The sequence below is a fragment of the Streptomyces sp. NPDC048606 genome (assembly GCF_040650855.1).
Classification (GTDB): Bacteria; Actinomycetota; Actinomycetes; order Streptomycetales; family Streptomycetaceae; genus Streptomyces.
The window spans coordinates 38846-65407 of record NZ_JBEZIB010000024.1; the positions used below are offsets into that span (position 1 = coordinate 38846).

The window sequence follows — 26562 nt, forward strand, 5'->3', positions numbered from 1 at the left end:
GTCAGATGATCGGCGGGCGTCCGGCGGCCGTGAGCCGGACGACCGTGCGCCAGGACATGGGCCGCCGCTCCTGCCGGTGACGACCGGCCCACCCCTCGCGGAACCCGCGCAGGGAATCCCGGGCGCCACTGGCTCCACCCGCCCCACCGGCGCGAACGGCGCGGACCGCGGTGGCCGTGCTCCAGACCAGGAGGTACGGGGGGATCAGCGGGGCGGGCAGGTTGCGGTAGGCCACCCAGACCCGGTTGCGCGCGGCGAGCCGGTGGAACAGGGCGTGCCGGGTGGGGCTGGTGAGGGGGTGGTGCATGCGGAGGTCGGCCGCGTACCAACCGGTGGCGCCACCGGCCCAGATGCGTTGGGCCAGGTCGAGGCCCTCGTGGTAGAGGAAGAACCCGTCCGCCCAGCCACCCGTCGCCTCGAAGACGGCTCGGCGGACGAGGACGATCCCCTCGGTCATCGTGGTGATCGTGCCCGGACGGCCGGCGTCCGCGGTGCGCAGGCGCGGGACCCAGCGTCGTGGCGTGGTGGTGTCGTCCGGGCCGGTGAGGCGTGGTTGGACGTATCCGGCACCGGGGTGGCGTTCGGCTTCGGCGACCAGGCGGGCGAGGAGGTCGGTGGTGGGGAACGTCGCGTCGTTGTCGAGGAAGAACAGGTACTCGGCCGGCCGGTTCGGGGTGGGATCGGAGTCCGCGAGGGCGCGGGCGCCCGCGTTGCGTCCGCCGGGGATGCCGAGGTTCTCCTCCAGGACGACGGTGACCGCCCCGGCCGGGACGATCTCGGGAACGCAACCGTTGCCGACCACGCAGATCCGCAGGTCGACCCCGGTCTGTGCGAGGAGCGTGGCCTGGGCCGCCGCTTCCTCCCGCGGCCGGTCGTTCATGGTGAGCAGTACGACGTCGACGCGGGGCCGGTGCGGGGGCCGGGGCACGCGATCCTCACTTCTGGTGGGACGGACGAGGGGCGTCGGCGAGGGGCGTCGGCGAGGGACGGGCCCGCCGACGTACCGCACCGCCGTGGTCAGGGACGACCGACGGAGGTGTAGCGGAGGCCGATCTCGCGCATGCGGGTGGGGTCGAGGAGGTTGCGGCCGTCGAACAGCACCGGGGTGCGCATCGCGGCGCGGGCCTCGGCCCAGTCGACGTCGGCGAGTTCGGGCCATTCGGTCACGATCACCGCGGCGTCGGCGCCGGCGAGGGCCTCCCGGGGGCTCGGGAAGCGGGTCACGCTGTCCCACGGTTCGCCGGCGGCGGGGCGGGCGAGGGGGTCCCAGGAGCGTACGTGCGCGCCTTCGGCCAGCAGCCGGTCGGCGAGCACGGTGGAGGGCGCCTCGCGCATGTCGTCGGTGCCGGGCTTGAAGGCCATGCCCAGGAGGGCGACGTGCTTGCCGGCGAGGTCGCCGAGCTCCTCCTTGAGGCGTTGGATCGCCCGGCGCTTCTGGATGTTGTTGACGTTGATGACGGCGGTCAGGAGCTGGGGGTGGAAGCCCGTGTTGGAGGCCATCTGGCGCAGGGCTTCGCTGTCCTTGGGGAAGCACGATCCGCCCCAGCCGATGCCGGGGCGCAGGAAGTGGGCGCCGAGGCGGTGGTCCATGCCGACGGCGGCGAGGACCTCGCCGACGTCGGCTCCGGTGTTCTCGCAGAGGGTGGCGATCTCGTTGGCGAAGCTGATCTTCGTGGCGAGGAGGGCGTTGGCCGCGAGTTTGACCATCTCGGCGGACTTCACGTCCATGGTGGCCACCGGGGCGTCGATGCCGGTGTGCAGGGCCGCGACCAGGGCGGCGGCGTCCTCGTCGTCGGATCCGATCACGATGCGGTCCGGGGCCATGAAGTCGGCGACGGCGCGGCCTTCGGCGGTGAACTCGGGGTTGGAGACGTAGCCGACGTGGCCCAGGCCGGTCTCCTCCAGCAGGAGTCGGGCGCGGGCGCCGGTGCCGACGGGGACGGTGGACTTCATGACGACGGCGCGCAGGTCCGAGGCCGTGCCCGAGGCCGTGGCCAGCGATCGCACGACGGTCCAGACGCGGGAGAGGTCGGCGTCGCCGGAGGCGGAGGGCGGGGTGTCCACGCACACGTAGGCGACCTCGGCGCCGGCGAGGGCCTGGTCGAGGTCCTCGGTGAAGCGCAGGCGCTCCTCGTTGCGGGCGATCAGGTCGCCGAGCCCGGGTTCGTGCAGGGGGACGCCGCCGGCGCGCAGGACGCGGACGCGTTCGGGGTCGATGTCCCGGACGGTCACCCGGTGGCCCAGCTCGGCGAGGCACGCCCCGGTCACCAGCCCGATGTATCCGGCGCCGAACACCGCGACGCGTCGCTCCGCCATGGTCCGCCCGCCCCTCTCTTCGTACCGTTTCGGGCGGGTCGATCCGGCTGTGCCCGATGCCGCCCCGTTCGTGGGCGACACCCTACTCGGCCGGCTGGTCCGACCGGGCAGCGGCCGAACCGGCGATGGTGGGATCCGGCCGACCCGCCCTGACCAGCCGGTCGTTCCCGCGCGGCAGGTGGCGGGCGGGAACGCGCGGCACGCGCTGCGTGAATATGCGCGCGGCAACATCAACAATGTGCCGTGCGAGAGGGAAGCACCTCAGCACCGAAGCACCTCAGCACCGAAGCACGGGAGGAACACCATGGCAGCCGCGGCCTTCGCCAAACTCTTGTTCCTGGAAGCCAAAAGGGTCCAGGACCCGGACGGAGCGGACGAGATCCTCGTCAGCCGAGGTGACGGGGGCACCTTCGACATGGCCCGACTGCGGGAGGGAGACGTGTTCGAGTTCGACGAGCGGTTCGTGCCGTTCGTCAATCAGGCACCGGTCGACATCCTCCTGCACGAGGTCAACGAGGCGACGGACCAGTCCAAGTTCATCGGCGGGGCGAAGATCCTCCCCTCCGAGTTGGGCCTCGGGGAACGGAAGCAGGCCATCGGCGCGCTGTCCCTGTCCCTGTACGAGCTGACGTACAAGGTCCTCTGACGCGACGGCCTCCCCGCGACGGCGCTTAACCTGCGGTGCATGGACGCGGATCTGAACCTCGAACTGAGCGCCCTCGCCGCGCAGGAGGCGCTGCCCCTCGACCTCGTGCGGCGTCTGCTGCCGCATCCGGCGGCGCGGCGCGCGGTGGCCCTCCTGCGCCGGGACCTGACCCCGGAGTTGACGGAGGAGATCATCAGGCTGGGCTCCGCGCGCAGTCTCGCCGCCAACTCCTCGGTGCCGGCCGCGATCAGGGCCCGTCTGGCGGAGCATCCGGAGCCTTCGGTCCGGGCCGCGGTGGCGGCGGGTGTCGCGGACGAACCTCCCGGGCTCCTGTCCCGCCTCGCGGGCGACCGGGACTCCACCGTGCGCGCGTTCCTCGCCATGAACGAGCACCTGCCGGCCGGGCTCCTGGCCGCGTTGGCCGGGGATCCGGACGCCCGGGTGCGGTCGGCGGTCGTCGCGCACCGGCCGGACGCGCCCGAGCCGGTGCGCCGCGCCCTGCTGACGGATCCCGATCCGCACGTCCGCCGGGCCGCCGCCTCGGCGTACGCGTCGGCGGCGGCGGACCTGCTGCCCGGGCTCCTCGCCGATCCGGTGACCCGTGCCGTCGTCGTACGCCACGTCGAACCGTCCCCGGCGCTGGTGACGGACCCGGATGCCGAGGTGCGCGAGGCCGTGGCCGCCCACCCCGCACTGCCCGCCGCGCTGCGGGAGGTGCTCGCGGGGGATCCGGACGCCTTCGTCCGCGCCGCGATCGCGGCGCGCCCGGACACCCCCTCGCCGCTGCGCGAGAGCCTCGTGGCCGGCCTGCCGGACGACGACCCCCTGATCGAGTGGGTCCTGTCCGACCACGGCGACACCCACACGTGCCCCGCTCCCGCGGCGGCCCCGCCCGCGCTCACGCGTCAGGAGGCGGAGGCGCTCCTCGCCCGGGCGGGCCTGTAGCGAAGGCAGGCGTCAGGCGGGGCGGGGGCCCGCGGCGCGGCGCAGGCGGTTGGCGATGGCGAGGCCCAGCCCCTCCTCCGCCGGCAGGGAGGCGACGACGAGGTCGCACCCCCGCTGGTCGAACGCGCGCAGGAACCCGTACAGCCCTCGGGCGTAGGCCGCCGGCGAGCCGGGGACGGGCACCACGGCGTGCACCTCGGGCGCGGTGTCGGCGAGGGAGGGCGGGAGCAGGACGCCCACGCGCTGCCCCGCCTCCTGCGCGCGCAGCGCCTCGGCCAGGATCTCCTCGGGCTCGACGAGGACGACCCGGGCGCGCGGCGCGTAGTGCGAAGGGTGCTGGCCGGGGACGCGTACGGGGCTGGTGGCGGGGACGTCGAGCGGGTGGCCGAGGACCGCTTCGAGTTCCTCGCGGGTCACGCCGCCGGGCCGCAGGACGGTGAGGGTGTCGCCCGTGGCGTCGACGATGGTCGACTCGACGCCGACCTCGCAGGGGCCGCCTTCCAGTACGAGGTCGACGGCGTCGCCGAGCTCCGCGCGGACGTCGTCGGCCGTCGTGGGGCTGACGGAGCCGAAGCGGTTGGCGGACGGGGCCGCGACGCCGCCGCCGAAAGCCGCGAGCAGAGCGAGGGCGAGGGGGTGGTTCGGTACGCGTACGGCCACCGTGTCCAGGCCGCCGGTCGCCTCCCGGGGGACCCGGCGACCGCGCCGCAGGACCAGGGTCAGGGGCCCCGGCCAGAAGTGCTCCGCGAGCAGGCGGGCCGCTGCGGGCACGTCCTCGGCCCAGTCGTCCAGGTGCTCGGCGCCGCCGATGTGGACGATCAGCGGGTGGGACGTCGGTCGCCCCTTGGCCTCGTAGACGCGGGCGACGGCGGTGGGGTCCTCGGCGTTGGCCCCCAGGCCGTAGACGGTTTCGGTCGGGAGGGCCACCAGGCCTCCGGCGCGCAGGACGCCGGCCGCCTTCTCGATGTCACTGGTCGTTGCTGTCACCCGCGCAATGTTCTCACCGTTCCGGGTCCCCCGTACGCCGTCCGCAGGTGAGGGGTGATTCGACGCAGAAACAGTGCGAGTTTCGGCGCGGGGGTGTGCGGGTCATGCTCGGTGCCGGGGGACGAGCGACGGCTGGAGCGCCGAATGACCACTACGCGGACGGCCCCCGGTGTCTCGACGGGCGCGGTGGCCCGGCACCTGGGGGTGTCACCGACGACGGTGCGTTCCTGGGAGCAGCGGTACGGCATCGGCCCGGCGGCCCGCGAGGGCGGCAGGCACCGGCGGTGGATGCCCGGCGACGTCGCGATGCTGGAGGAGATGTGCCGGCTCACCTCGTCCGGGATTCCTCCGGCGGAGGCGGCCCGGGCGGCGGTGGCCCTGCGCGGCCGGCCGGATGCGGTGGTGCGGGGGGTGCCGGAGGCGGGCGCCGCAGCCTCGGGCACCTTGACGACCGGGGCACCGGATACGGCGGCGCCGCAGGCCGCCGGCCCGGCGCGGGGGCGGCAGGGCGGTCCGGGCGGGGGGTTGCCCCTCGGGGAGGTGCGGCAGGAGTGTCGGGGGCTGGCGCGTGCCGCCGTACGGCTCGACGGGCCGGCCATGGACGCCCTGCTGTGCCGGGCGCTGGAGACCCACGGCCTGGTGACCGCGTGGGAGGAGGTGATGGCCCCGACCCTCCACGCGGTGGGGCGCAAGTGGGAGTCGACGGAGGACCGGTACGTCGAGGTGGAGCACCTGCTGTCGTGGCACGTCTCGACGGCCCTGCGGCGGGCGGTGGTGTCCGCGCCCGTGACGTCGGGGCACACGGCTCCGGTGGTGCTGGCCTGCCTTCCGGGCGAGCAGCACACGCTGCCCCTGGAGGCGTTGGCGGCGGGGCTGGTCGAGCGGGGGCTGCCGACCCGGATGTTCGGGGCGGCCGTGCCGGCGGAGGCGTTGCTCGCGGCGGTGGGGCGGTCGGGGCCGATGGCCGTCGTGCTGTGGTCGCAGTCCCGCACGACGGCGGACGGCGTACTGGCCCGGCGGGTCGCGGCGACGGCGTTCGGCCTCAAGGGGGCGCGGACCGCCCCGCTGGTGCTCCTCGCGGGCCCCGGCTGGTCGGTGCGGGCTGCGGGGCCGGGGATGAGGCGCACCCACGGGCTGCGCGGGGCGCTGGACGTGATCTCGGACCTGTACGCCGACGGCGGCGGCGCGGCGGGCTAGCGGCTCCGGCCGGCGCTCCGGCTATCGGCTCCGGCCAACGGCCCGGCGCGGGGGCCGGGGCAGGAAGCCGCTGGTGCGGGCCCGGTAGTCGGCGTAGCCGGGGCGGTCGGCCATGTGGGCCTCCAGCAGGCGTTTGCCGCTGCCCTTGATGAGCAGGGCGCTCATCACCAGCGGGGAGATGAGGGTGGCGGCGGCGGTCTGCCAGGTGGCGCAGGCCGTCAGGTACAGGCCCCACCAGACGAGGAAGTCGCCGAAGTAGTTGGGGTGGCGGGTCCAGGCCCACAGCCCGCGGTCCATGATGCGCCCCTTGTTCGCGGGGTCGGCCTTGAACCGGGCGAGTTGGTGGTCGCCTACGGCTTCGAAGCACAGGCCGGTCGCCCACAGGACGAGTCCCAGTACGGCGGTGGCCTCCAGGGGCTCGGGCAGCAGCACGGCCGCCTGGACGGGGAGCGACACCAGCCAGACCAGGCCGCCCTGGAGGAGGTAGACGGTGCGCAGCGCGTACAGCGTCTCGTTGCCCCGTGCCCGGGCGAGCATCCGGGCGTAGCGCGGGTCCTCGCCGTGGCCGCGGCCGCGTCGCGCGATGTGCACGGCGAGGCGCAGCCCCCACACGACGGTGGCGGCGGCCACCACGGTGCGCCGTACGGGGTCGCCGTGGCCGTCCGAGAGGAACCAGGCGACGACGGCGACGGCCGCGAAGGCCGCGCCCCAGGCGACGTCGACGATCCGGTGGACGCCCTTGACCAGGGCGATGGCGAAGGTCAGCAGCATGACGGCGAGGGCCGTGCCGGCCGACGCGGCGAGCAGGACGAGGGTCTGCGCGGTCATCGGGTCCCCCCGCGGGGGTGTCCGCCGGTGGGCGCGGCGGTGAGGACGAGGTGGCGCACGTCGAGGTAGCGGGCGCGGAATCCGGCTTCGGAGTAGGCGAGGTAGAGCTCCCACATCCGGCGGAAGGTGGGGTCGAAGCCGAGGGCGGTCACGTCGGCGGAGGCGTGGAGGAACCGTTCGCGCCACAGCCGGAGGGTTTCCGCGTAGTGGTCGCCGTAGCCGGTGTCCTGGACCAGGCGCAGTCCGGCGGCGGCGCTCTCGCGGGCGAGGGCGGGCCGGGAGGGGATGAGGCCGCCGGGGAAGACGTACTTGCTGATCCAGGTGTGGGTGCGGGCGGTGTGCAGCATCCGCTCGTGCGGCATGGTGATGGCCTGGAGGACGGCGCGGCCCCCGGGGGCCGTCAGGCGCCGCAGGGCGTCGAAGTAGGCGGGCCAGTACGCGGCGCCCACGGCCTCGATCATCTCGACGCTCACGACGGCGTCGTACGTGCCCTCGACGCGGCGGTAGTCGCACAGTTCGACGGTGACGCGGTCGGCGACCCCGGCGTCGGCGACGCGCCTGAGGGCGAGGGCGCGTTGTTCCCGGGAGAGGGTGACGGTGTGGACGCGGGCGCCGCGGCGGGCGGCTCCGATGGCGAGTTCACCCCAGCCGGTGCCGATCTCCAGGAGGTGGGTGTCCGGGCCGGTCCCGGCCAGGTCGAGGAGCCGGTCGATCTTGCGGTGCTGGGCGGCCTCCAGGTCGCGGGCGTCGGCGGGGAGGCGTTCGAAGAGGGCCGAGGAGTAGGTGAGGGTGGGGTCGAGGAAGGTGGCGAAGAGGTCGTTGGACAGGTCGTAGTGGCGGTGGATGTTGCGGCGGGCTCCGTCGACGGTGTTGAGGTCGGCCGCGGGCCTGCGGCGCACCCAGGCGCCGCGCAGCCGGCGCAGGGCGGGGGGTACGAGGTCGTCCACGTGGCGGGCGAGCACGGTGAGGACCCCGACCAGGTCGTCGCTGTCCCATTCGCCCGCCATGTAGGACTCGCCGAAGCCGATGAGTCCGTCGGCGCCGATCCGCCGGTGGAAGGCCTCGGGGTCGTGCAGGTGCAGGGTCGGGTGCGGGGTCGGGGTCGGGGTGGGCGTGGTGCCGCCGAGGGGCTGCGGGGGCAGCAGGGGCGGGGCGCCGTCGGTCCGGACCCGCAGCGGCAGTCGGTCGAGGGCGCGTTCGACGATCCGGCGGGCGAGGGCGCGGCGCAGGGCGGAGGCCTTCGGCAGGCGGGCCACGTCGGGCCAGAGCGCGGCGTCGACCGACGGGCGGCCGACACCGGAGCCACGGGTTCCGCCGGTTCCGCCGGTCTCGCCGGTCTCGTCGGTCTCGCCGTGGGGGACGGGAGGGAGGGTGCGGGTCACAGGGTCTTCTCCTGGGCGGGGTGGGCCGAAGCGGTGGACGGGGGCCGGGCCGTGACGGGAAGTCCTTTGAGCAGGAGGCGGATCCCGTGTCGGCGGATGCCGAGCGACACCCCGACGGTCGACCACGGGTTGCGCAGGACGGCGGCGAGCAGCGCGCGGGCGCCGGCCGGGCGGTGGGTGCCCCGGACGGTGGCGGTCAGGGGGCGGGAGCCGTCGGGGTGGCGGAGCTGGACGGTCAGGTCCAGGCGGTCTCCGGGCAGCGGCAGCCTCATCCGGTAGCTGCCCTCGACGCCGAGGAACGGGGAGACGTAGAAGTCCTTGGGCACCTCGTCGCGGCCCTGGTCGTCGGGGTCCAGGAGGTAGCAGTGGCGCCCGCCGTAGGTGTTGTGGACCTCGGCGACGACGCGGACCACGCGACCGGCACGGTCGTGGCACCAGTACAGCGTCAGGGGGTTGAAGACGTGGCCCAGCACGCGGGCGTGGGCCAGCATGAGGACCCGCCCGTCGGCGTCGTGCACCCCGCGGCTCGCCAGGTAGGCGTCGAGCCCGGCGCGCAGGGTGGGCGCGTCTCCGCCGAAGTGGTCGCGTGGGTCGAAGCGGGCGAGCGGACGCAGGAGGCGGGGCAGGACCGGGAGCCGGTCGAGGTCGACGAGCCACATGTAGGTGCGGTGCCCGAGGGCGTACGTGAAGGGCGTGACTCGGGTGTGCCGCACCTCGGTCGCGTAGAGGGCGGGCACCCGGGGCGCCGTCCGCGACAAAGTCGGAGCCGTCCGCGACGGGGTCGGGTGGGGCGGGTCGCCCGGGGCGGGGGTCACCAGGTCACCCCGAGGGATGCGGCGGCGCGGGCTCCGGAGCGGCAACCGTCCTCGTGGAACCCCCACCCGTGGTAGGCGCCCGCGTAGGCGACGACGCGGTCGTCGAGGGTGGGCAGCAGGCGCTGCGCCGCCACCGACTCGACCGTGTAGACCGGGTGTTCGTAGGTCATCCGGGCCAGGACCGTGCTCTCGTCGATCAGGTCGTCGCCGGGGTTGAGGGTGACGATGTGCGGCTCCTGTCCGGACAGGCGTTGCAGGCGGTTCATGTCGTAGCTGACCTGTACGGAGCCGGGTCGGGCCGAGCAGGACGGCAGCCGGTAGTTCCACGACGCCCGGGCGTGGCCGCCGCGGGGCAGCAGCGAGGTGTCGCGGTGGAGCACGGTCGGGTTGCGGGAGTAGGTGAAGGCGCCGAGGACGTGGCGTTCGCGCGGCGTGGGGTCGGCCAGCAGGCGCAGGGCCTGGTCGGGGTGGACGGCGATGACGACGGCCCGGTGGTCGGCCGACTCCCCGTCCTCGGTGATCAGCCGTACGCCGTCGGCCGTGCGGGCGACGGTGCGCACGGGGGTGGCGGTCCGGACGGAGGAGAGGGCTTTGGCGGCCCGTTCGACGTAGGCCCCGGAACCCCCGGTGACGGTCTTCCAGCGCGGGGATCCGGTGACCGACAGCAGTCCGTGGTGGTCGAGGAAGCGGAAGAGGTAGGCGGCCGGGTAGTCCAGGGCGGTGGCGGGTGCGCAGGACCAGACGGAGGCGACCAGCGGGATGGCGAAGTGGCCGACGAAGTACGGGGAGAAGCGGTGCCGGCGCAGGAACGCGCCCAGGGTCGCGTCCGGGGACGGGGACGGGGCCGAGGCCTGGGCGGGGGACGGGGCCGGGTCGGGGGCCGCCCGCGCGTCCTCGTCCGCGAGGAGGCGGCGGGCGGCGCGGTGGAAGCGGGGTACCTCGGCGAGCATCCGCAGGTGGCGCCCGCGCAGCAGGTTGCCGCCGCCCAGCAGTCCGAGCGGGCCCCGGGCGCCGGCGTACTCCAGGCCGCAGCCGTCGCAGCGGACGGACATGCTCATCTCGGAGTCCTGCGTGGCGACGCCGAGTTCGCGGAAGAGGCGCAGGAGGTGGGGGTAGGTGCGTTCGTTGTGGACGATGAATCCGGTGTCCACGCCGATGGTGCCGCCGCCCGGGGTCGGCAGCTCGTGGGTGTGGGCGTGTCCGCCGAGGCGGTCGTCCGCCTCGTACAGGACGACGTCGTGGGCTCGGGACAGGATGTGCGCGGCCGTCAGTCCGGATATGCCGGCGCCGACGACCGCGATGCTCGGTCGGTCCAACGTCTCCACCCCCTGGTGTGGTGGGCCCGGGGGCGCTCTCCCCCGGGCCCCGCCTCCGTGGGACGGTCTGCGCGTCGGAGGAGGCCGCTGCGATGCGATCAGCTTCCCGGGGTCAGGGACCGGGCTCAACTCGCATTGTTTCCGCATTGAATTCCTCGCGTACGCCGTCACGTGGTGGGCCGCCCGCGCCGTCAGCTCGGCCGGGGGCTCGCCGTGGGATCCGCGTCGGTTCGGGACAGCGCGCTGGGCCACCAGGCGCGCGGGCCGATGTCGATGACCAGGGCCGGTACGAGCAGGGAGCGCACGACGAGGGTGTCGAGCAGGACGCCGAAGGCGACGATGAAGGCGATCTGGACCAGGAAGGCCAGGGGGATCACCATCAGCGCGGCGAAGGTCGCGGCGAGCACCACGCCGGCGGAGGTGATGACCCCTCCCGTGGTGATCAGGCCGCGCAGGACGCCCCGGCGGGTGCCGAGGACGAGGGCTTCCTCGCGGACGCGTGACATCAGGAAGATGTTGTAGTCGACGCCGAGGGCGACCAGGAAGACGAACCCGTAGAGCGGGACGGAGGCGTCCGTGCCGCTGAACCCGAGCAGGTGCTCGAAGACGAGGGCGGACACGCCCAGTGTCGCGAGGAAGTTGAGCGCGACGGTCGCCACCAGCAGGACCGGCACCACGACGGCGCGCAGGAGCGCGACGAGGATCAGCAGGATGATGCCGAGGACGACGGGGACGATCACGGTGCGGTCGCGGGCGGAGGTCCGCTGGGTGTCGTACTGCTGGGCCGTGTAGCCGCCGACCAGGGCGTCGGCGCCCTCGACCGCGTGGACGCGCTCGCGCAGTACCCGGACCGTCTCCTTCGCGGCGTCGCTGTCGGCCGCCGCCTCCAGCGTGGCGTCCAGGCGGACCCGGCCGTCCACGACGAGGGGGGTCCCCGTCCCGGGCCGGCCGCCGGTGGTGATCGGGGAGACGGCGACGACGCCGTCCGTGGCCTCGGCCGCCGCCCGTACCTCGGCCGCCCGGCCCGCGTCCGTGATGATCACGGCGGGGTTGCCCGAGCCGCCGGGGAAGTGCCGGGCCAACGTCTGCTGGGCGGCGACCGAGGGGGCGTCGTTGACGAAGATCTCGTCGAGCGGCACGCCCTTGGACGACAGGGCCGGGGAGAATCCGGCGGCCACCGCGAGCAGCAGCGCGGTGGACACCCACACCCGACGCGGCGCCCGGTCGATCACGGCGGCGACGCGGTGCCAGACGCGATGGCCCTCGCCGGCGGAGTCGGCGGAGTCGGCGGGGTCGGCGGGGTCGGCGGGGTCGGCGGACGGGCCCGTGGCGCTCTTGGGTGTGGCGGGCCAGTAGGCGGCCCGGCCCAGCAGGACCAGTACGGCCGGCAGGAAGGTGAGGGTGGTGAGGACGGAGCAGACGATGCCGATGGCTCCGACGGGGCCGAGGGCCCGGTTGTTCGTCAGGTCGCTCGCCAGCAGGGCCAGCAGGCCGAGGGCCACGGTGGCGGCGCTGGCGGTGATGGCTCCGGCGGAGCGGCGTACGGCGGCGGTCGCCGCCTTGACTCGGTCCCCCTGACGGACGAGTTCCTCGCGGAAGCGCGCCGCCAGGAGCAGCGCGTAGTCGGTCGCCGCCCCGATGACCAGGATGGACAGGATCCCCTGGACCTGGCCGTCCACGCGGACCGCGCCCCGGTCTGCCAGGGCGTAGACCACGGCGCACGCCACACCGAGCGCGAAGACCGCGCTGACGATGATCACCAGGGGCAGCAGCACGCTGCGGTAGACCAGGAGCAGGATCAGCAGCACCGCGCCCAGGGCGACGCCGAGCAGCAGCCCGTCGATGCCGGCGAACGCGTCGGACAGGTCGGCCTGGCTCGCGGCGGGCCCGGCGATCCGGACCGTGGTCCCCGGCACCTGTCGCGCGGCCTGTCGTACGTCGTCCAGGACGTCGGGCAGCTGCTTGCCGAGGTCGGTGGCGAGCGGGACGACGGCCTGGAGGGCCCGGCCGTCGTCGGAGACGAGGGCCGGGGAGGGCGGTGCGACGACGCCGGGCCTGCCGGCGAGGCCCGCGACCGCCCGGGTGGCGGCCTCCTGCCGTTCGGCGGCGACCGGGCCGCCGTCCGTGGTCCAGACGACGATGGCGGGCACGGACGGCGAGGTCTCGAAGGCCTTGCGGGCTTCGAGGACCCGCGTCGATTCGGCGTTGCGCGGCAGGAAGGCCGCCTGGTCGTTGGTGGCGACCTCGCCGAGCCGGCCCGCGTACGGTCCGAGCGCTCCGCCGATGCCGAGCCACGCGATCACCAACACGAGTGGCACGAGCCGGCGTACCCAGCGCTGTGCGTTCTTCAAAGGGGGCCCCTTACCCATGAGATTAAGTCACTGATGAAGAATCTCAATCATCGAGAGACTCTATGCTCATGTCATGCGCGCCACCGACGACCCCACCCCGCCGGCACCCCTGGCACCCCCACTTCCGGCCGACGACCCGATCGGGTTGCAGTCCTTCGCCGTTCTTTTGCGCGGGATGAACGCCGAGTTCAACCGCATCGCACAGGAATTCGCCCAGTCCCAGGGCCTCCACCTCACCGACGTCCAGGCGCTCATCGCCGTGCTGGACGCCGACAGCGGCGACGACGCCGACGAGGGTCCGATGACCCCGGGCCGCCTGCGCAAGCACATGAACCTCACCTCCGGGGCCATGACGGCGTGCCTGGACCGGCTGGAGCGGACCGGCCATATCCGCCGGGTCCGGGCGGCCGACGACCGCCGGGTGGTCCACCTCCACTACGCCCGCGCCGCCAAGGAGGTGGCCCGCGACTACTTCCGCCCCCTGGCGCACGGGACGGACGCGGTGCGCGCCCGCTTCACCGAGGACGAACTGCACGTCGTCGTGCGCTTCCTGGCCGAGATGAACCACCAGCTCGCCCTCGTGCGGCGCTGACCCGAACCCCGCCCGGAGGGGCCCGTCAGACGGTCCGGCCCGCGCGGGGCCGTCGCACGCGCAGGCGGACCTCCGTGTCGAGGCGCGGGGGCAGGAGGGCGGCGACGGGGGGCAGGACCGTCGTGGTGAGGGCGGCCAGGACCTCGTCCGGGCGCGCTCCGGGATCCAGGTGCAGGGTGACGGCCAGGCGCGGTCGCGCGCCGGTACCCGTCAGGCGGCAGCGCGCCCGCACGACCCCGGGGATCTCGGCGCAGCCCCCGCGTACGGCGCGGCGCAGGGCGCCGGCGTCCAGCGTGCAGCCCGGCGCCGTGAGGGACAGCCGCCGGCGCGGTGCCCGGCCGCGCACCCGGGCCACCAGCAGGGTCACCCCGAGGAACAGCCCCAGACATCCGACGAGGGCCGGGGCGGCGGTGGGGTGCTCGCCCAGGCGGGCGCGTACGGAGGCTACACCCGCGCCGATGCCCATGGCCCCGGCCGTGCCCGTGGCCGTGGCGGCGCCCGCGATCAGGGCGGAGCCGACCAGGGCCAGCGCGACCCGGTTGGCCACCCCGCGGCTACGCATCGGAGCCCCCGTCGCGACGCGGTGCGGCGGGCCCGCCGCCGGAGGCGGCCCTGAGGGCGAGGGTGACGCGAGGGCTCCGTACGGGTGCCATCGCGGCGACCGCCCCGACGACGGCCCGGTACGCCGCCTCCCTCACCGCTTCGGCGTCGGCGTCGGCATCGGCATCGGGCGTGGCCGCGGCTCCGCCTCCGCCGCCGAAGGCGAGTTCCGCCCGCACCCGGACCGTACGGGCGGTGCAGCGCACGGAGCACACGCGCAGTGCCGGCTGTCCGGCCAGGGCCGCGCGGACCAGGCGCGCGGCGTCGGCACGGCCGAGGACCGCCCGTACGGTCGGCACGGTGTCCAGGGTCAGCATGCGGCGGCGCCCCGGCGTGAGGGCCAGGGCCACCAGCCACAGGCCCAGGAGCGCGCACCCGGCCGCCGCAGCACCGCGCAGGCCGGGGTCGCGGAGGTGCCCGAGGAGCGCCTCGTACGGGAACCAGGCCGCGGGATCGACCGGCAGGCGCGGCGCGAGCACCCGCCCGAGCAGCAGGCCCGAGGCGGCGGTGACGGCCACCGCGAGGCAGCCGGCCGACACCCCGCGCCGCGACCACGCCCTCGGGGCGCGCCGCCCGGCCGGGGCGGGCGGGCAGGCCGGGACAGGCGGGCAGGCCGGGGCAGACGGGTCAGGCGGGCCGGCCGGGACAGGCAGGCCGACCGGTACGGCCAGGGCGCGCCCACCGGCCGGGGCGCCCCGGCCGAGCGGGACGGCCGGGCCGACCGGAACAGCCGGGGCGCCCGGGCCCACCGGACCCACCGGACCCACCGGGGCGGCCTGCGCCGGCGCGAGCCGCTTCACCCGGACCAGGGGGACGCCGACCTGTCGGCCCGTCAGGTGCTCCGTACGGGCGCGCACGTGCTCCTGCACCCGCCCGGCCCGGGCATCGACGGCCTCGGTCAACGGCAGCGCCAGGTCCACGGCCACCTCGAATCCCCGGTTCCGGGTGGACGCCGGCCCCGTCGCGGCGCCGTGCGCGGTGCCGCGCAGGACGCGCCCGTCACCGCCCGTGAGCGATTCGGCCGCCGCCTGCCGGGCGATCTTGGCCGCCACCCGGTCGGCGACGGTGGTCACACCCCGTCCGGCCGCCTTCACGGGCGCCTGCGGTCATAGGAGAACAGCAGGTCCCTGAGGTCGGCTCCGCCCTCCAGGTGCCGGCCGGCCGCGTAGCCGAGCGCGCCGAGGACCGCGACGAGGAGGAACGCCCCGAAGCCTCCGAACCAGCCCGCGAACGCCAACGCCATCCCGGTGATCAACCCGAGCCCGTCCTTGCCCATGCCTCTTCCACCTCGTCCTCGTTCTCGTCCTCGATCGACCGAACCGACCGTCCGGTGCCCCCCCCTTGCGCCGCCTCCTACTCCACGCGCGCCTCGCCCGCCGCGAGGAGCTCGTCACCGGGCAGGTGGACGTCCACGACGGCGATGTTCACCTCGACGACCTCCAGTCCGGTGATGCGCTCGACGGCGCCGATGACGTTCTCGCGGACGTCGCGCGCGACCTCCGGCACCGGAACTCCGTACTCCACGACGAGTTCGACGTCGATGGCGGCCTGCCGTGCGCCGACCTCGACCTTCACGCCGCGCCCGAGTTGGGGCCTGCCTCCGGGCACCCGGTCGCGTACCGCGCCCAGCGTCCGCGACAGCCCGCCGCCCATGTCGTGGACGCCCGGGATCTCCCGCGCCGCCATCCCGGCGATCTTCACGACGACCGCGTCCGCGATCGACGTCCTGCCGCGCGTGCCCGTCGGCTCGCCGACCTCCGTCCGGCCGGCACCGAGGTCCTTCTCGGCGCCGAGGCCGTTCACACGTCCCGGCCGGGCGGGTGCGGTTTCCTGCGTCGTCGCGGTCATGACTGCCCTTTCGTCCACTTCGGTCACTTCGGTTGCTTCGGTCACTTCGGATCCCTGCCTCCCTTTGACACCGCCGGTGGGGGATCCGTTACGCACCTCTTCCGTGGGCGAACCGGACAAAAGTGCGGATTCTGTCGCCGTAACGGACGGGGCGGCATCGGTGTCAAAGCAGACAAGGCCGGAAGGAGCCCGCGTGTGAGTGCTCGATGGGACGCCGACGGGGACGGCGGCGCGTCCGGGGCCGGTGACCAGCTGCTGGCCGTGAGGGCGGCGGAAGGGGACGAGGAGGCGTTCGAAGTGCTCGTACACCGTCATGGACCGGTCATGCTCCAGCTCGCCGAACGCCTCCTGGGCAACGGCGCCGAGGCCGAGGACGCCGTACAGGACGCGTTCGTCAGCGCCTGGCGCAAACTGCCGGAGTTCCGCGGCGAGGCCGGCTTCGCCACCTGGCTGCACCGCATCGTCACCAACCGGTGCCTGAACCTCCTGCGCGCCCGCAGAACCACCGCCGACCTCGACACCGTGCCGGAGCCGGCAGCTCCGGAACACCAGTCCTCCCCCGTCCGCGCCGCCGAATCGCACGCCGCGGCCGACGACCTCGGCCGGGCCATGCGCGCTCTGTCCGCCGAGCAACGGGTGTGCTGGGTCCTGCGGGAGATCGAAGGCCTGCCGTACGAATCGATCGCCTCGACGGTCCGCATCAGCCCGGAGGCGGTCCGCGCGCGCGTCTTCCGGGCCCGGCGCGTGCTGACGGAGGCGATGGCCGCATGGCGATGAACGACCCGGCCCACGAGACCGGCCACCACCCCCACCCCGCCCCCTTCGACGACGCGGACGCCGAACTCCTGGCCTGCGGCCGCGACCTGGCCGCCGTATGGGAACAGGCCGAGGAGGCGGCGGCGGACCCGCACACCCCGGGCTGCGCCTACTGCCAGGAGGCCCTGGCCGACCTGAGGCGGCTCCGCGCCGCCGCACTGGCCCCCGCGGTCTCCCCCACCGGCGCACCCCCGGACGCCACGGCCCTCGCGCGCCGGGTCATGGACGTGGTGCGGCTGGAACTGCGCCCCGGCAGGACCCTGCCCCTGGGCGAGCGGGACGAGGACACCTGGATCTACGAGTCCGTCGCCGCCCGAACACTGCGCGTGGCCGCCGAGGAAGTCCCCGGCGTCCGCGCGGGCGGCTGCCGCGTCGCCCCGCCGGACGGCCACGGCCCGCCGCGGCGCGGTCCGGTGACGGTCCGTCTGGAGGTGACGGTCGAGTTCGGCCGCGACCTGCGGGCCGCGGCCGAGGCCGTGCGCGCGGCCGTCACCCGGGCCGCCCAGCGGCGGCTGGGCCTGGAGCTCGCCTCGGTCGACGTCACCGTCACCGACCTGCACGACCCGCCGGACCGACACCGGGAGAGCACGGCATGAACACACCACGGACCGCCACCGTCTCCGCGGCGGTGACCGACGCCGTGCTGGACGTGCCCGGCGTCGCCTGCCTGCGCCCCGGCTTGCGGAGCCTGCTGCACGCCGCCGTACGCCGCCCCGGCCCGGTCGAGGACCGGGGCGCCGTACGCGTCACCGTCGGCCCCTGCGGGTCCGTCACCGCCCTGCACATCGAGTTCGTCGCCCGCGCCCCCCACCGGGCGGCCGACGTGGCCCGGGCGGTACGGGCCGCGGCCGCCGAGACGGCCTCGCTCCCCCGGGCGGCGGTGCGGGTCACCGTGACCGGGATCGTCTGAGCCGGGCGCGCGCCGCGGCGGCTTCCGCGGCGGGGCCTACGGCGGCGGCCGGGCCTACAGCGGCGGCGGGCAGGTGAGGATCACCCACAGCGCCAGCGACCACAGGCAGGCCGCCGCCCCGAGCAGTCGCAGCCGGCGCACCCGCTCGGGCGAGACCGGATCCACCGCCCGCCGGACGACGGCGCCCGCCCGCACCGGGGACGGCGGAGCGGTGGCCACCGGGTCTTTGGAGTTCCCGAGGTGCCCGGGGTGCCCGGGGTTCCCGACCGGCCGGACCACGGGGCGCCGCGCCTCGGCCGCGCGGACCGGTCCCCCGCCCCGGGGACCGACGCCCGCGAGGGCGCCGTGCTGGGCGAGCCCGGCCAGGAACCGCCGGTACGCGTCGCGCCGGCCCCCTCGCGGCGCGCTGCGACCGGACTCCCAGGACCGTACGGTCGCCGGCTTCACCCCGAACGCGACCGCGACCTGCCGGGTCGAAAGCCCCCACTGCTCCCGGAGCCGACGCCGCTCCTCGGGCGCGGGCAACCCCGTCGGACGGAAGGACCGGCCGACCGATCGGTCTCGCGACCGGTCGAGCGACCGGGAGCGCGGGCGGACGAACTGACTCTGGCGCGGCAGGAGCTGATCTACTGTCATACAGATCGGACAATCCTCACCGCCCAGCTGTGACGCCCGCCCGCCCCCCTTCACCCGATCGGCCGCCCGGGGCTCAGACCAGGTTGGCGAGCAGGCCGATCTCCGGGGCCGTCACACCGGGTTGGCCGAGCGTACGGAAGTCCCGCTCGACCTCCACCGGATCGAGGACCCCGGCGCGGACGGCGTGGTAGCGGAGCATCGTCCAGACGAAGACGTCGAGGTCGTCGAACCCCGTGCCCTCCTCGATGGCCTCCTCCTCGTGGAACCACAGCGCCTGTTCGACTGTGAGTGACATGCGGCGAGGCTAGCCGAGGTTCAGTCTTCCGACTCCGCCAGGGTTTGGCCCGGTTCGGCGGCCAGGAGCAGTTGGGTGATGTCGGAGCCGTCGGGCGTGTGGACCTCAATGCGGTACAGGCTGGGGGCCGGTACGGACGGGCGGGCGGTGGCGATGCCGTCCTCCCAGGCCAGGGTGGGTTCCAGGGCCGGGCGGTCCGGGTGCGCGAGGTCGGTGATGCGGCAGGTGACGCCCGCGAGGGAGTCGACGTCGCCGAGCTGGAGCTTCCACGTACGGTCGGCCTCGACGAAGTCGGGCGCGCTCAGGCCGCATCCGGCCTCGCCCAGGGGCGGTCCGGGGTGGATGTCGTCGCGGAGGATCTCGGTGACGGCTTCGAGGGCGGTCTGCGCCTTGGCCACGTCGCCGTGTTGCAGGGGCAGGTGCGTGACGGCCTCGGTGAGGATCGCCGACTCCTTGTAGACGGTGCCGTCGCCCTGGACCCGGAAGAAGCGGACGCGTTCGTTCGCGTCGCGCAGGAGCGTGCCGTCGGAGTTCGCCCGGGCCCCGTCGAGGTGCGGCACGACCGTGCCGCCGTTGATGGTCAGGTTCTGGAACGTGGGTTGGTTGACGCCGACGACGGAGCGGTGCCCGGGCAGGGTGATCGTCTTCTGGCCGTGGTGGAAGCGGGCCGCGTCACGCGCCAGCTCGGCGTTGCCGCCGATGGCGGTGACGTCGCGCGGGGTGAGGTGGCGTACGTCGCCGCCGGAGCGCAGGCTGCGGTACTGCGGCAGGAGGTCGTGCAGGCCGGGCATGGTGGCGCACAGGGTCCGGAGCTTGCGGTGCGGCAGCGGTACGGGGGCGCCGCGTCCGGTGGCGAGGATGACGGCCGCCTTGACCGCGCCCTGGAAGGGGGTGCCGAGCGTGATGACGCCTCGGGTGTCGCCCTGGAGGTCGCCGTCGTGGCGGGGATCGAGGGCGGCGCGGGTGACGAGGCCGCCCATGGAGTGGGCGACGAAGACGAGTCGGCCTTCGCGCTGGTCGACGCGGTGGCGGCGGGCCTCCGTGTGGGCGGGGTGGTCGCGCCAGGCGGTCAGGTGGCGGCGGGCGGCCTCGGCCAGGAGGCGGCCGTTGACGGCGACGGGCAGGCGCCAGTCGTAGGCGAACTCCAGTACCGCGGCGGGGTCGGCGACGCTGGTCAGCACGGTGTCGACGAGGTCGGTGTACGGCTCGCTGCCGGCGAGGTACGGGGTCCACGCGGAGGTGCGCAGCAGGCCCGTGGCCTCGATGCGGCCGGTCTTGCCCGCCAGTTCGTCCTCGGTCATGGCCAGGGCTTCCAGGCCCTTGGGGAGGGTCCACGCCTTCAGCAGCCAGGAGATCCCTCCGATGCCCCAGACGTGCTTGCCGGTGGTCGTGTCGCGCAGGGCGCTGCCCATGATCCCGGGGACGACGACGACCGCGTCCTGGGTGACGTGGTCGGGTAACCCGTCGGTGTCGGGCGGGGCGGGCGTGGCGGAGGTGGCGGGAGCGGTGGTGGTGTGGCGATGGTGCTGGTTCATGGCAGTGAAGAATAGGGAGCATGGACGGGGAGCGGGGCGAGAACGGCTTAGCCGGACCGGTGGGGCTGGGGGTGACCGTGCCCGCGCCGACAGCGGCACCCACAGCGGTACCGGCACCGACGCCGGCACCGGTCCGGGTGCACGTGCGGGATGCGACGATGCCGCCGGCGGCCGGCACGCTGTACGTCCTGCCCATGGAGGACGGTACCGAGGCGCTGCGCCACGCGTTCGAGACGCAGTGGGAGGCGGTGGCCCTCTGGTGGGAGAGGCCGCCGCCGGACGGGCCCGGTTTCGTGAGGGTGGCCCCCACCGAACCGGTGACCGACCGTCATGGCGTGGAGTGCTTCCTGGCCTCCTCCGGGATCAGGGAGGCGGAAGCGGACGTACCGCTGGTGCTGTACGTGACGGGCCACGGTGTCACGTCGGCCGCGGCCAAGCACTTCGCGGTCCTGCGCGACACCGACACCCACCGCCTGCTGGCGACGGGGCTGCGCACGACGGAGATCGTGGTCGCCGCGCTCGACTCGTACGCCCGTGACGTCCTGGTGATCGTGAACATGTGCGAGTCCGCCGACCTGGCGGGGGAACTGCTGGAGCTCTCACGGGACCTTTCCACCGCGCGCACCACGTACGGCACGCTGAACGTACTGGTCACCGCGGCGCCCAAGATGCGGGTGCTGAGCGGGGAGTTCGCGATGGTGCTGGCCAGGGCGCACGAGTGGCTGCGGACCGCCGGCGGGATCACCCGGCGGTACCTGACCGTGTCGGAGTTCAGCCGGGCGCTCTACCAGGCGACGCGGGCGCTCGGGGAGGAGCTCGGGCGCGTCCTGTCGGTCGACTGTTCCGTGGTGTGGGGCAAGCTCCACGTCCCGACCGCCGCGCTGCCCAACCCCGGGCACCGGCCGGAGATCGCCGCGGTGGAGGACAGCCGTCGGGAGGTGGCGGCGAGCCCGGACGATCTGGAGTACTGGCTGGAGAAGGCCAGCGGGCGGCCCGGGGCGCAGGACGCGGGCTGGTACTTCTCGGGGCGCGAGCCGCTCAACGCGGCGGTGGTGGCCTTCCTGTCGGGCAGCCCGGGGGTGTTGCTGGTCACGGGGGTCACGGCGAGCGGGAAGTCGGCCATCCTGGGCCGCGCCGTGACCTTGAGCGACGCGCGGTTCAGGGGGTCGCAGCTGTTCGCGGAGGCCGTCCGGCACTGCCCGGAGGGAACCGTTCCGCAGGAGGGGGCGGTGACCATCGCGATCACCGCGCGGCACCGGGAGGCGCTGACGCTGCTCCAGGTCGTCTGCCAGAGGCTCGGCGTCACCCCGGACCCCTCGGGGCGGGACCGGTCGAGCCGCTGGCAGGCCGGGCTGCGGAAGTTCCTCGACGCGCCCGGCCCGCCGGTGACGATCGTCGTGGACTCCCTGGACGAGGCGAGCGAACCGTCGGCCGCCCTCTACCAGGCCCTGGTCCCGCTGGCCGACCACCTGTCCGCACGGCCGGCGCCGGACACGGCCGGGGCGGCGGACGCGGCCGGCGGGTCCGACGCGCCGCGCCGCGGGGTCCGACTGGTGGTCGCCGTCCGCAGCACCGATCCGGGCACCGACGGCGGCGGCGCCCGCTCCGACCCGGACGACGGCCAGGACCTGTTGGGCCGCCTCCAGGAGGCCTTCCCCGGCGCGGTCGTCCTGCGCACCGACGACGCGGACATGGGCGAGGACGTCCGGGGGTACGTACGGGCCCTGCTACACGGGGAACCCGCGTGGGCGGGCCACGACCTGGACGAACCCGCGCGGACGGTCGCCGCGGCGGTGGGCCGCTCCTTCCTCGACGCCCGGGTCGCGGCCGGCCAACTGCGTACGGCGGGACCTCGGCTGTTGACGGACCGGGCCTGGCTCGCGGGGCTGGGCGAGGGGACGACGGGACTGTTGCGCGCGGATCTGGCGCGCGCCCCGGAGGACGGGTTGGCGGCGGACGAGGCGCTGGCGCTGCTGCGCGCCACGGCGTTCGCGCGGGGGCGGGGCATCGCCTGGGGCGAGGTGTGGCCGGCGGTGGCCTCCGCGTTGCTCGGGCGGACCCTGGAGGACGCGGACGACAAGATCAGGACCCTGCTGGGAGGCCGTCTGGCGGGATATCTCACCCGTGACGTACAAGAGGACCAGCGGGTGTACCGGCCGGCGCACGAACGGCTGGCCGCGGTGCTGCGCGCCTGGCGCGGCGCCGGCGACGCGCCCGGGGGGAGGCTGGGCATGACGGGGGATCAGCTCGACGTCGGTGACGCGGAAGGGGCGCCCGGGGACGGGGCCGGGAGGGACGACGGGCGGGCGTACGCGTCCGACGGCGGCGCGCGGGACGCCGCGTACGAAGCCACGCGGGACGAAGCCCCGCAGGACGACGCCTTGCAGGACGAAGCCGACGCGCCCGACGACGCCGACGCCTCCGGCGGTACCGACGCGTACGAGGCCGACGCCGACGCGCACGCCCGCATCGCGCGGGCGCTCGCCGAGCTGGCCGCCCCGCACACGGCCGGCGCCGACGGAACCGCCCCGCACCCGTACGTGCGGCAGCACCTGGCGCGCCACGCCCGCCTGGGCGGCGTCCTGGACGACGCGCACGTGCCGGCCGACTTCCTGCCGTGGCTGACGGGCAGCCCCCTGCGCGGGCTGCTGGGCCTGGACCGGGGGCGGGAGGACCGGCGCCGGCTGGAGGCCTGGGCGGCGGTGGAGCCGTACCTGCACCGCGCCGGCCACGTCTCGCGCCTGGCGAGCCTGCACCTGGCGTACACGGCGCTGCGCTCCCCCGGGCCGGCGCGCCCGCGCACCCCCGAGGAGGCGGAGGCCGCGCGGCGGGCGCCGTTGGACGTGCTGTGGTCCCGGTGGGCGCCCCCCGTCAACGTCCTGGCCACCCTGGACACCGCGGTGCGGTCCCTGACGGCGCTGACGGCACCGGACGGGCGCGGCGTCCTCGCCGTGGGCGACACCGAGGGCGGCATCGAACTGCTCGACGCGGTCGACGGGACGACGCTGCGCGAACGGGTGCCCGGGCACGAGGGGGAGGTCCGCCACCTGCTGGGGGCCCGGCGCCCCGGGCAGTCCGCGCTGCTGGTGTCCGGGAGCACCGACGGCACGGTCCGCCTGTGGGACTTCGCGAGCGGCGACCTCGTCGACCAGGTCCACCGCCCCGGTGACATCTGGATCGCCGACGTGTGCGCGTACGTCGACGGCGAGGGCGAGCTCGCGGTTCTCTGCGTCAACGGCAACGGGCGGGTGGTGTGGTGGAACGACCGCATGGGGCCGCAGGAGCTGCCGGGCCTGCCGGGGGAGGTGCCGCGTACGACGACCCCCCGCCTGACGGTGGTGCGGGGGCCGGACGGTCGGCCGCTGCTGGCGGTCGCCGACGGCGACGCCCTGGTGTTCCGGGACGCCGAGACCTCCGCGGAGGTGGCCCGGTTCGAGCTCCCCGGCACCGTGCGGGTGCTGGTCGCCGCCTCGGCGGGGACGGTCGCGGCCGGCCACGCGGACGGGAGCGTCACCCTCTGGGACACCTCCGGGCCGGGTGCGAGCCTCACCGGGGCCGTCGGGCCGGTGAGTGCGCTGGTGCCCCTCGAACTCGACGGGCGCCGGCTCCTGGCGGCCTCGTCGGGCCGCGACATCGCCGTGTGGGACACCGCCGCCCCGGGCCCGCCGGGGCTGCTGCGGGGGCACGACTCCTCGGTGACGGCGCTCGCTCCCCTGGTCTCCGCGGAGGCCACGACCCTCGCGTCGGCCTCGACGGACGGGACGCTGCGGCTGTGGCACCGGGAGGCCCTGGGGCGCGTACTGGACGTACCGGGGGCGGCTGCGGGCGGGTCCGTCGAGCCGGTTCCGAGCCGGGGCGCCCTGTCGGTGCCGGGGATCGGGGACGCGGCCGGTCCCGCCTGGTTCGCGCTCGGCAACGACCAGGACGCGCGGATCGAGGTGCGTGACATCGGCTCGGGCGAGGCGGTCGCCCTCCTCGACGTCGGCCGGCCGGCGACCGCCCTGACCTGGGCCCGCCGGGCGGGGGGCCGCGTACTGGTGACGGCCGCGGACGAGGACCACTCCATCCGGCTGTGGGACGCCGACGGGCACCGGTTCCTCCCGGGAGCCACGGGAGCCGCAGAACCCGCCGGAGCCGCAGAACCCGAGGAACCATTGGAGGCACCGGAGGCGGCGGGGATCCTCGAAGGGCACATCCTGCCGGTCCGCTGCCTGGCCGCCTGGACCGGCGGCGACGGCCGGAACCTGCTCCTGAGCGGGGGCGACGACGAGCGGGTGCGGCTGTGGGACCTGGACCGCGCCGCTCCCCTGCGGGCGTGGGCCGGGCACGGCATGCGCGTACGGGCCGTCGCCGCGGCGGCGGCCCCGAACGGCGCCGGCCCCGACCTCGGCCCCGACCTGCTCGTCTCCGCCGGCGCCGACGGCACCGTACGGCTGTGGGACCCGGAGCACGGCCCCGTCGGTGCGCCGCTGCGGTGCGACCAGGGTGTCCTCAACGCCGTCACCGTCAACGCCGACCCGCTCGGCGGCCTGCCCCCGTACGTGGCCAGCGCCGGCGACACCGGCACGGTGCGGCTGTGGGACCTGCGCGAACGGCGGCCCCTGGGCGATCCGTTGACCGGCCACGGCGCGGCCGTGCACGCGCTGACCTCGTGGAACACGGAGGGGCAGGGCAGCTTCGTCGCGAGCGGGTCCGCCGACGGGACGGTCCGCGTCTGGGACGCCGCCGGCGGGCGGTGCCGTCTGCTGCTCGCGGTGGGGAGCCCCGTGCGGGCCCTCGGCGCGCACCCGGGGGCGTCCGGCGGGCGGGTGGTGCTCTCCTTCACCGGGGACGCGGGGGCCGCCGTCGTGGAGGTGGACCTGGCCCGCTGCCGGGCCGGTGAGGCCTGAACGCGTCGGTATGCGCCCCCCTTGTTCCCTCGTGCGCCCCCGATGAGCACCTCATCCCGGTCGCTTCCGGCCTGTCCGCGCATGAAAATGATCGTTCGGCACGTGGCGGGGACCGGTGCGCCTCCGGTACGCGCCCCCTGGCCCGCCCGTCCCACGCGCCACAGGCGCCCCACGCACCACCACCACCCGCAAGCGCCGCTCCCTCCTGGACGAACACCGCACCGACACCGTCACGACACCGGCCCCGTGCCGCGGACCGGCCGGCCGACCCTCGTCCGCCGTCCCTCGTCCGCCGTACGAGCCCACGAGCATCACCGGCCCGAGCCCGCGCAGGGTGGCCGGAGCAAGGAGCACCGCCCTATGAGCAGGGACACCGCACAGCCCGACGTCGTCCTCGTCCCGGCACCCGAGCGCGGCATCTGGCGCCTGGGGAAGGCGAAGAATCCGCTCACGTTCGAAACGATCAGTCGGGAAGACGCGTCGGGGAAGGGGGGAAACCGCTGGAGCCTGATCACCCACGGGACCCTCTACTGCGCGTCCGAGCACGACGGTTGCTTCGCCGAGGCCTTAGCGCACTTCCGGGTGGCCCCCGGGATGCGGGAGGTCATCGGGGACGAGTGGCAGGGCGGCCCCCACCACTTCCCCCCGGGCAGGCTCCCCCGGGACTGGACGACCCGGCACACGCTGGTCCGCCTCCAGCCGCCCAAGGACGCCCGGTTCCTGGACGTGGACGAGGAACGGACCCTGGAGACGCTCTCCCACGAGCTCAGGGACGAACTGGCGGAGCGGGGCGTGCGGCGGCTCACCCCCGAACACATCCAGGGCTTCGACCGCCGGATCACCCGGCTGATCTCCGCCTGGGCCATCACGCGGCGGACCGGGCCGATGGAGCGGGAGCGCCTCATCCACGGGATCGCGTACCGCTCCCGCTTCGGGATGCGCCAGTGCTGGGCCGTCTTCAACGACGTGGAGCTGAAGCAGGAGGAGTCCAGTCTGGTCTTCCCCGAGGCGGAGGCCCTCAGGCGGGTGGCGGACGAGTACGGGCTCACCATGCTCTGACCCGGACGTGACACCCCGCAACCCCCTGGGGCAGCCCACCCGGAAACCCACCTGAAAACCCACCACAAAAGCACTACGCGGACGTCGTCCGAAAGAAGGAAATCAACCCCTCATCGGCCGACCACACGCCGCCGGCACCTGCCCTGCCGGCGGCGTTCGCGCAGGTCGGAGCGGTAAGCACCGCTCCAAACAGGGCAGTTGACGCAACGTCCGCGCGTGCGTGATTTCGCCCAAGAGGTGGAGTTGGGGCGGGATAATGGGTAACCTAACAACTACTCAGACTACGTGGAGCATGTGGGGGATCTCATGAACGTGATCGGCAGGACTGTCACCCGTCGCTTATCCGGGGCTTCCGGGTGGTGCGCGCAACCGCCGCCGTGCGTCGCGGTCACCGCCCTCACGACCGGGGTCGCGGAGTGCCGTAGCGCCCCCGACGGACTCCCCCACCTGCTCGGCCGACCGGGTGCCGGATCCCCACGGACCGGAATACCTCGAAGCTGAACGCCGGCCGCGACCGGCCGACACCCCCCGCCCGCACGGTCACGCTTCCCTGCGGTCGGGCGCACGACACGACGACACGAAGCGTCCACAGCTCGCGG

Annotated in this window: 24 protein-coding genes; 9 read left to right on the forward strand and 15 right to left on the reverse strand. The window is 75.0% G+C overall.

Annotation, left to right across the window (positions count from 1 at the left end):
- Position 1: 1 nt before the first annotated feature.
- Complete coding sequence (locus AB0D01_RS24765) at positions 2-928, reverse strand: glycosyltransferase (RefSeq protein WP_363058771.1); 927 nt, start codon at positions 926-928, stop codon at positions 2-4.
- 89 nt (positions 929-1017) lie between these two features.
- On the reverse strand, positions 1018-2316 hold the full coding sequence (locus tag AB0D01_RS24770; protein WP_363058772.1) for a UDP-glucose/GDP-mannose dehydrogenase family protein: 1299 nt from the start codon (positions 2314-2316) through the stop codon (positions 1018-1020).
- Between the two features lie 304 nt (positions 2317-2620).
- Here AB0D01_RS24770 and AB0D01_RS24775 point away from each other — a divergent pair, with 304 nt between their 5' ends.
- Entirely contained in the window at positions 2621-2962 is a 342-nt protein-coding gene (locus AB0D01_RS24775; protein ID WP_363058774.1) for a hypothetical protein, read from the forward strand.
- A gap of 39 nt (positions 2963-3001) precedes the next feature.
- Complete coding sequence (locus AB0D01_RS24780) at positions 3002-3907, forward strand: hypothetical protein (protein WP_363058776.1); 906 nt, start codon at positions 3002-3004, stop codon at positions 3905-3907.
- A 12-nt stretch (positions 3908-3919) separates the two neighbouring features.
- On the opposite strand, the gene AB0D01_RS24785 is transcribed toward AB0D01_RS24780, so the two are convergent.
- Positions 3920-4894, reverse strand: coding sequence for an L-threonylcarbamoyladenylate synthase (locus tag AB0D01_RS24785; protein WP_363058778.1), 975 nt, complete (start codon positions 4892-4894; stop codon positions 3920-3922).
- 144 nt (positions 4895-5038) lie between these two features.
- Between AB0D01_RS24785 and AB0D01_RS24790 the strand changes: the two genes are divergently transcribed.
- On the forward strand, positions 5039-6091 hold the full coding sequence (locus AB0D01_RS24790; RefSeq protein ID WP_363058780.1) for a MerR family transcriptional regulator: 1053 nt from the start codon (positions 5039-5041) through the stop codon (positions 6089-6091).
- A gap of 21 nt (positions 6092-6112) precedes the next feature.
- Here the strand turns inward: AB0D01_RS24790 and AB0D01_RS24795 are convergent, their stop codons facing one another.
- The 5 genes from AB0D01_RS24795 to AB0D01_RS24815 form a co-directional block, all read right to left on the reverse strand.
- Positions 6113-6919: a DUF1295 domain-containing protein gene (locus tag AB0D01_RS24795; protein WP_363058782.1), complete on the reverse strand. Its 807-nt coding sequence runs from the start codon at positions 6917-6919 to the stop codon at positions 6113-6115.
- Positions 6916-8301, reverse strand: a complete 1386-nt coding sequence (locus AB0D01_RS24800; RefSeq protein ID WP_363058784.1) for a cyclopropane-fatty-acyl-phospholipid synthase family protein — start codon at positions 8299-8301, stop codon at positions 6916-6918. Before AB0D01_RS24800 ends, AB0D01_RS24795 begins: the two co-directional genes overlap by 4 nt.
- Positions 8298-9014, reverse strand: coding sequence for a DUF1365 domain-containing protein (locus AB0D01_RS24805; protein ID WP_363058786.1), 717 nt, complete (start codon positions 9012-9014; stop codon positions 8298-8300). Before AB0D01_RS24805 ends, AB0D01_RS24800 begins: the two co-directional genes overlap by 4 nt.
- Positions 9015-9112: 98 nt before the next feature.
- Positions 9113-10432, reverse strand: a complete 1320-nt coding sequence (locus AB0D01_RS24810; protein ID WP_363058787.1) for an FAD-dependent oxidoreductase — start codon at positions 10430-10432, stop codon at positions 9113-9115.
- A gap of 191 nt (positions 10433-10623) precedes the next feature.
- Positions 10624-12783: an MMPL family transporter gene (locus tag AB0D01_RS24815; protein WP_363058789.1), complete on the reverse strand. Its 2160-nt coding sequence runs from the start codon at positions 12781-12783 to the stop codon at positions 10624-10626.
- 175 nt (positions 12784-12958) lie between these two features.
- On the opposite strand from AB0D01_RS24815, the gene AB0D01_RS24820 reads away from it, so the two are divergent.
- Complete coding sequence (locus tag AB0D01_RS24820) at positions 12959-13375, forward strand: MarR family transcriptional regulator (RefSeq protein WP_363058953.1); 417 nt, start codon at positions 12959-12961, stop codon at positions 13373-13375.
- Positions 13376-13400: 25 nt separating this feature from the next.
- Here AB0D01_RS24820 and AB0D01_RS24825 read toward each other — a convergent pair whose 3' ends face one another.
- From AB0D01_RS24825 to AB0D01_RS24840, 4 genes are all read right to left on the reverse strand, one after another.
- Positions 13401-13937: a hypothetical protein gene (locus AB0D01_RS24825; RefSeq protein WP_363058791.1), complete on the reverse strand. Its 537-nt coding sequence runs from the start codon at positions 13935-13937 to the stop codon at positions 13401-13403.
- Entirely contained in the window at positions 13930-15048 is a 1119-nt protein-coding gene (locus tag AB0D01_RS24830) for a DUF6286 domain-containing protein (RefSeq protein ID WP_363058792.1), read from the reverse strand. The genes AB0D01_RS24825 and AB0D01_RS24830 overlap by 8 nt, the downstream gene beginning before the upstream one ends.
- Positions 15049-15065: 17 nt before the next feature.
- The gene (locus AB0D01_RS24835) at positions 15066-15251 is read right to left on the reverse strand and encodes a hypothetical protein (RefSeq protein ID WP_363058794.1); all 186 of its coding nucleotides are present in this window, start codon (positions 15249-15251) and stop codon (positions 15066-15068) included.
- Between the two features lie 77 nt (positions 15252-15328).
- Positions 15329-15823 carry an Asp23/Gls24 family envelope stress response protein gene (locus tag AB0D01_RS24840; protein ID WP_363058796.1) on the reverse strand — a complete coding sequence of 165 codons (495 nt, stop codon included), beginning with the start codon at positions 15821-15823 and terminating at the stop codon, positions 15329-15331.
- 195 nt (positions 15824-16018) lie between these two features.
- Here AB0D01_RS24840 and AB0D01_RS24845 point away from each other — a divergent pair, with 195 nt between their 5' ends.
- Genes AB0D01_RS24845 through AB0D01_RS24855 form a run of 3 tightly spaced genes read left to right on the forward strand, consistent with a single transcriptional unit; the run spans position 16019 to position 17549 of the window.
- Positions 16019-16600, forward strand: coding sequence for a sigma-70 family RNA polymerase sigma factor (locus tag AB0D01_RS24845; protein WP_363058798.1), 582 nt, complete (start codon positions 16019-16021; stop codon positions 16598-16600).
- A complete protein-coding gene (locus AB0D01_RS24850) occupies positions 16591-17235 on the forward strand; it encodes an Asp23/Gls24 family envelope stress response protein (RefSeq protein WP_363058800.1) in 645 nt (214 codons plus the stop codon). Before AB0D01_RS24845 ends, AB0D01_RS24850 begins: the two co-directional genes overlap by 10 nt.
- Positions 17232-17549 (forward strand): Asp23/Gls24 family envelope stress response protein, encoded by a 318-nt coding sequence (locus tag AB0D01_RS24855; protein ID WP_363058802.1) that lies wholly within the window; start codon positions 17232-17234, stop codon positions 17547-17549. Before AB0D01_RS24850 ends, AB0D01_RS24855 begins: the two co-directional genes overlap by 4 nt.
- Positions 17550-17603: 54 nt before the next feature.
- Here the strand turns inward: AB0D01_RS24855 and AB0D01_RS24860 are convergent, their stop codons facing one another.
- From AB0D01_RS24860 to AB0D01_RS24870, 3 genes are all read right to left on the reverse strand, one after another.
- Entirely contained in the window at positions 17604-18185 is a 582-nt protein-coding gene (locus tag AB0D01_RS24860) for a helix-turn-helix domain-containing protein (protein ID WP_363058804.1), read from the reverse strand.
- A gap of 73 nt (positions 18186-18258) precedes the next feature.
- Entirely contained in the window at positions 18259-18480 is a 222-nt protein-coding gene (locus AB0D01_RS24865; RefSeq protein ID WP_363058805.1) for a hypothetical protein, read from the reverse strand.
- Positions 18481-18500: 20 nt separating this feature from the next.
- On the reverse strand, positions 18501-20015 hold the full coding sequence (locus AB0D01_RS24870; RefSeq protein ID WP_363058807.1) for a hypothetical protein: 1515 nt from the start codon (positions 20013-20015) through the stop codon (positions 18501-18503).
- Between the two features lie 158 nt (positions 20016-20173).
- Here AB0D01_RS24870 and AB0D01_RS24875 point away from each other — a divergent pair, with 158 nt between their 5' ends.
- Entirely contained in the window at positions 20174-24904 is a 4731-nt protein-coding gene (locus AB0D01_RS24875) for an AAA family ATPase (RefSeq protein ID WP_363058809.1), read from the forward strand.
- A gap of 360 nt (positions 24905-25264) precedes the next feature.
- Positions 25265-25963: an RES domain-containing protein gene (locus tag AB0D01_RS24880; protein ID WP_363058811.1), complete on the forward strand. Its 699-nt coding sequence runs from the start codon at positions 25265-25267 to the stop codon at positions 25961-25963.
- Positions 25964-26562: the final 599 nt, after the last annotated feature.

What these genes read in the sequence shown, in the direction of transcription:
- AB0D01_RS24880 (WP_363058811.1), top strand. Translation starts at nt 25,265, where the DNA reads ATGAGCAGGGACACCGCACAGCCCGACGTCGTCCTCGTCCCGGCACCC.
- AB0D01_RS24855 (WP_363058802.1), top strand. Translation starts at nt 17,232, where the DNA reads ATGAACACACCACGGACCGCCACCGTCTCCGCGGCGGTGACCGACGCC.
- AB0D01_RS24825 (WP_363058791.1), bottom strand. Translation starts at nt 13,937, where the DNA reads ATGCGTAGCCGCGGGGTGGCCAACCGGGTCGCGCTGGCCCTGGTCGGC.
- AB0D01_RS24875 (WP_363058809.1), top strand. Translation starts at nt 20,174, where the DNA reads ATGCCGCCGGCGGCCGGCACGCTGTACGTCCTGCCCATGGAGGACGGT.
- AB0D01_RS24850 (WP_363058800.1), top strand. Translation starts at nt 16,591, where the DNA reads ATGGCGATGAACGACCCGGCCCACGAGACCGGCCACCACCCCCACCCC.
- AB0D01_RS24835 (WP_363058794.1), bottom strand. Translation starts at nt 15,251, where the DNA reads ATGGGCAAGGACGGGCTCGGGTTGATCACCGGGATGGCGTTGGCGTTC.
- AB0D01_RS24860 (WP_363058804.1), bottom strand. Translation starts at nt 18,185, where the DNA reads ATGACAGTAGATCAGCTCCTGCCGCGCCAGAGTCAGTTCGTCCGCCCG.
- AB0D01_RS24865 (WP_363058805.1), bottom strand. Translation starts at nt 18,480, where the DNA reads ATGTCACTCACAGTCGAACAGGCGCTGTGGTTCCACGAGGAGGAGGCC.
- AB0D01_RS24795 (WP_363058782.1), bottom strand. Translation starts at nt 6,919, where the DNA reads ATGACCGCGCAGACCCTCGTCCTGCTCGCCGCGTCGGCCGGCACGGCC.
- AB0D01_RS24770 (WP_363058772.1), bottom strand. Translation starts at nt 2,316, where the DNA reads ATGGCGGAGCGACGCGTCGCGGTGTTCGGCGCCGGATACATCGGGCTG.
- AB0D01_RS24775 (WP_363058774.1), top strand. Translation starts at nt 2,621, where the DNA reads ATGGCAGCCGCGGCCTTCGCCAAACTCTTGTTCCTGGAAGCCAAAAGG.
- AB0D01_RS24820 (WP_363058953.1), top strand. Translation starts at nt 12,959, where the DNA reads ATGAACGCCGAGTTCAACCGCATCGCACAGGAATTCGCCCAGTCCCAG.
- AB0D01_RS24790 (WP_363058780.1), top strand. Translation starts at nt 5,039, where the DNA reads ATGACCACTACGCGGACGGCCCCCGGTGTCTCGACGGGCGCGGTGGCC.
- AB0D01_RS24870 (WP_363058807.1), bottom strand. Translation starts at nt 20,015, where the DNA reads ATGAACCAGCACCATCGCCACACCACCACCGCTCCCGCCACCTCCGCC.
- AB0D01_RS24840 (WP_363058796.1), bottom strand. Translation starts at nt 15,823, where the DNA reads ATGACCGCGACGACGCAGGAAACCGCACCCGCCCGGCCGGGACGTGTG.
- AB0D01_RS24780 (WP_363058776.1), top strand. Translation starts at nt 3,002, where the DNA reads ATGGACGCGGATCTGAACCTCGAACTGAGCGCCCTCGCCGCGCAGGAG.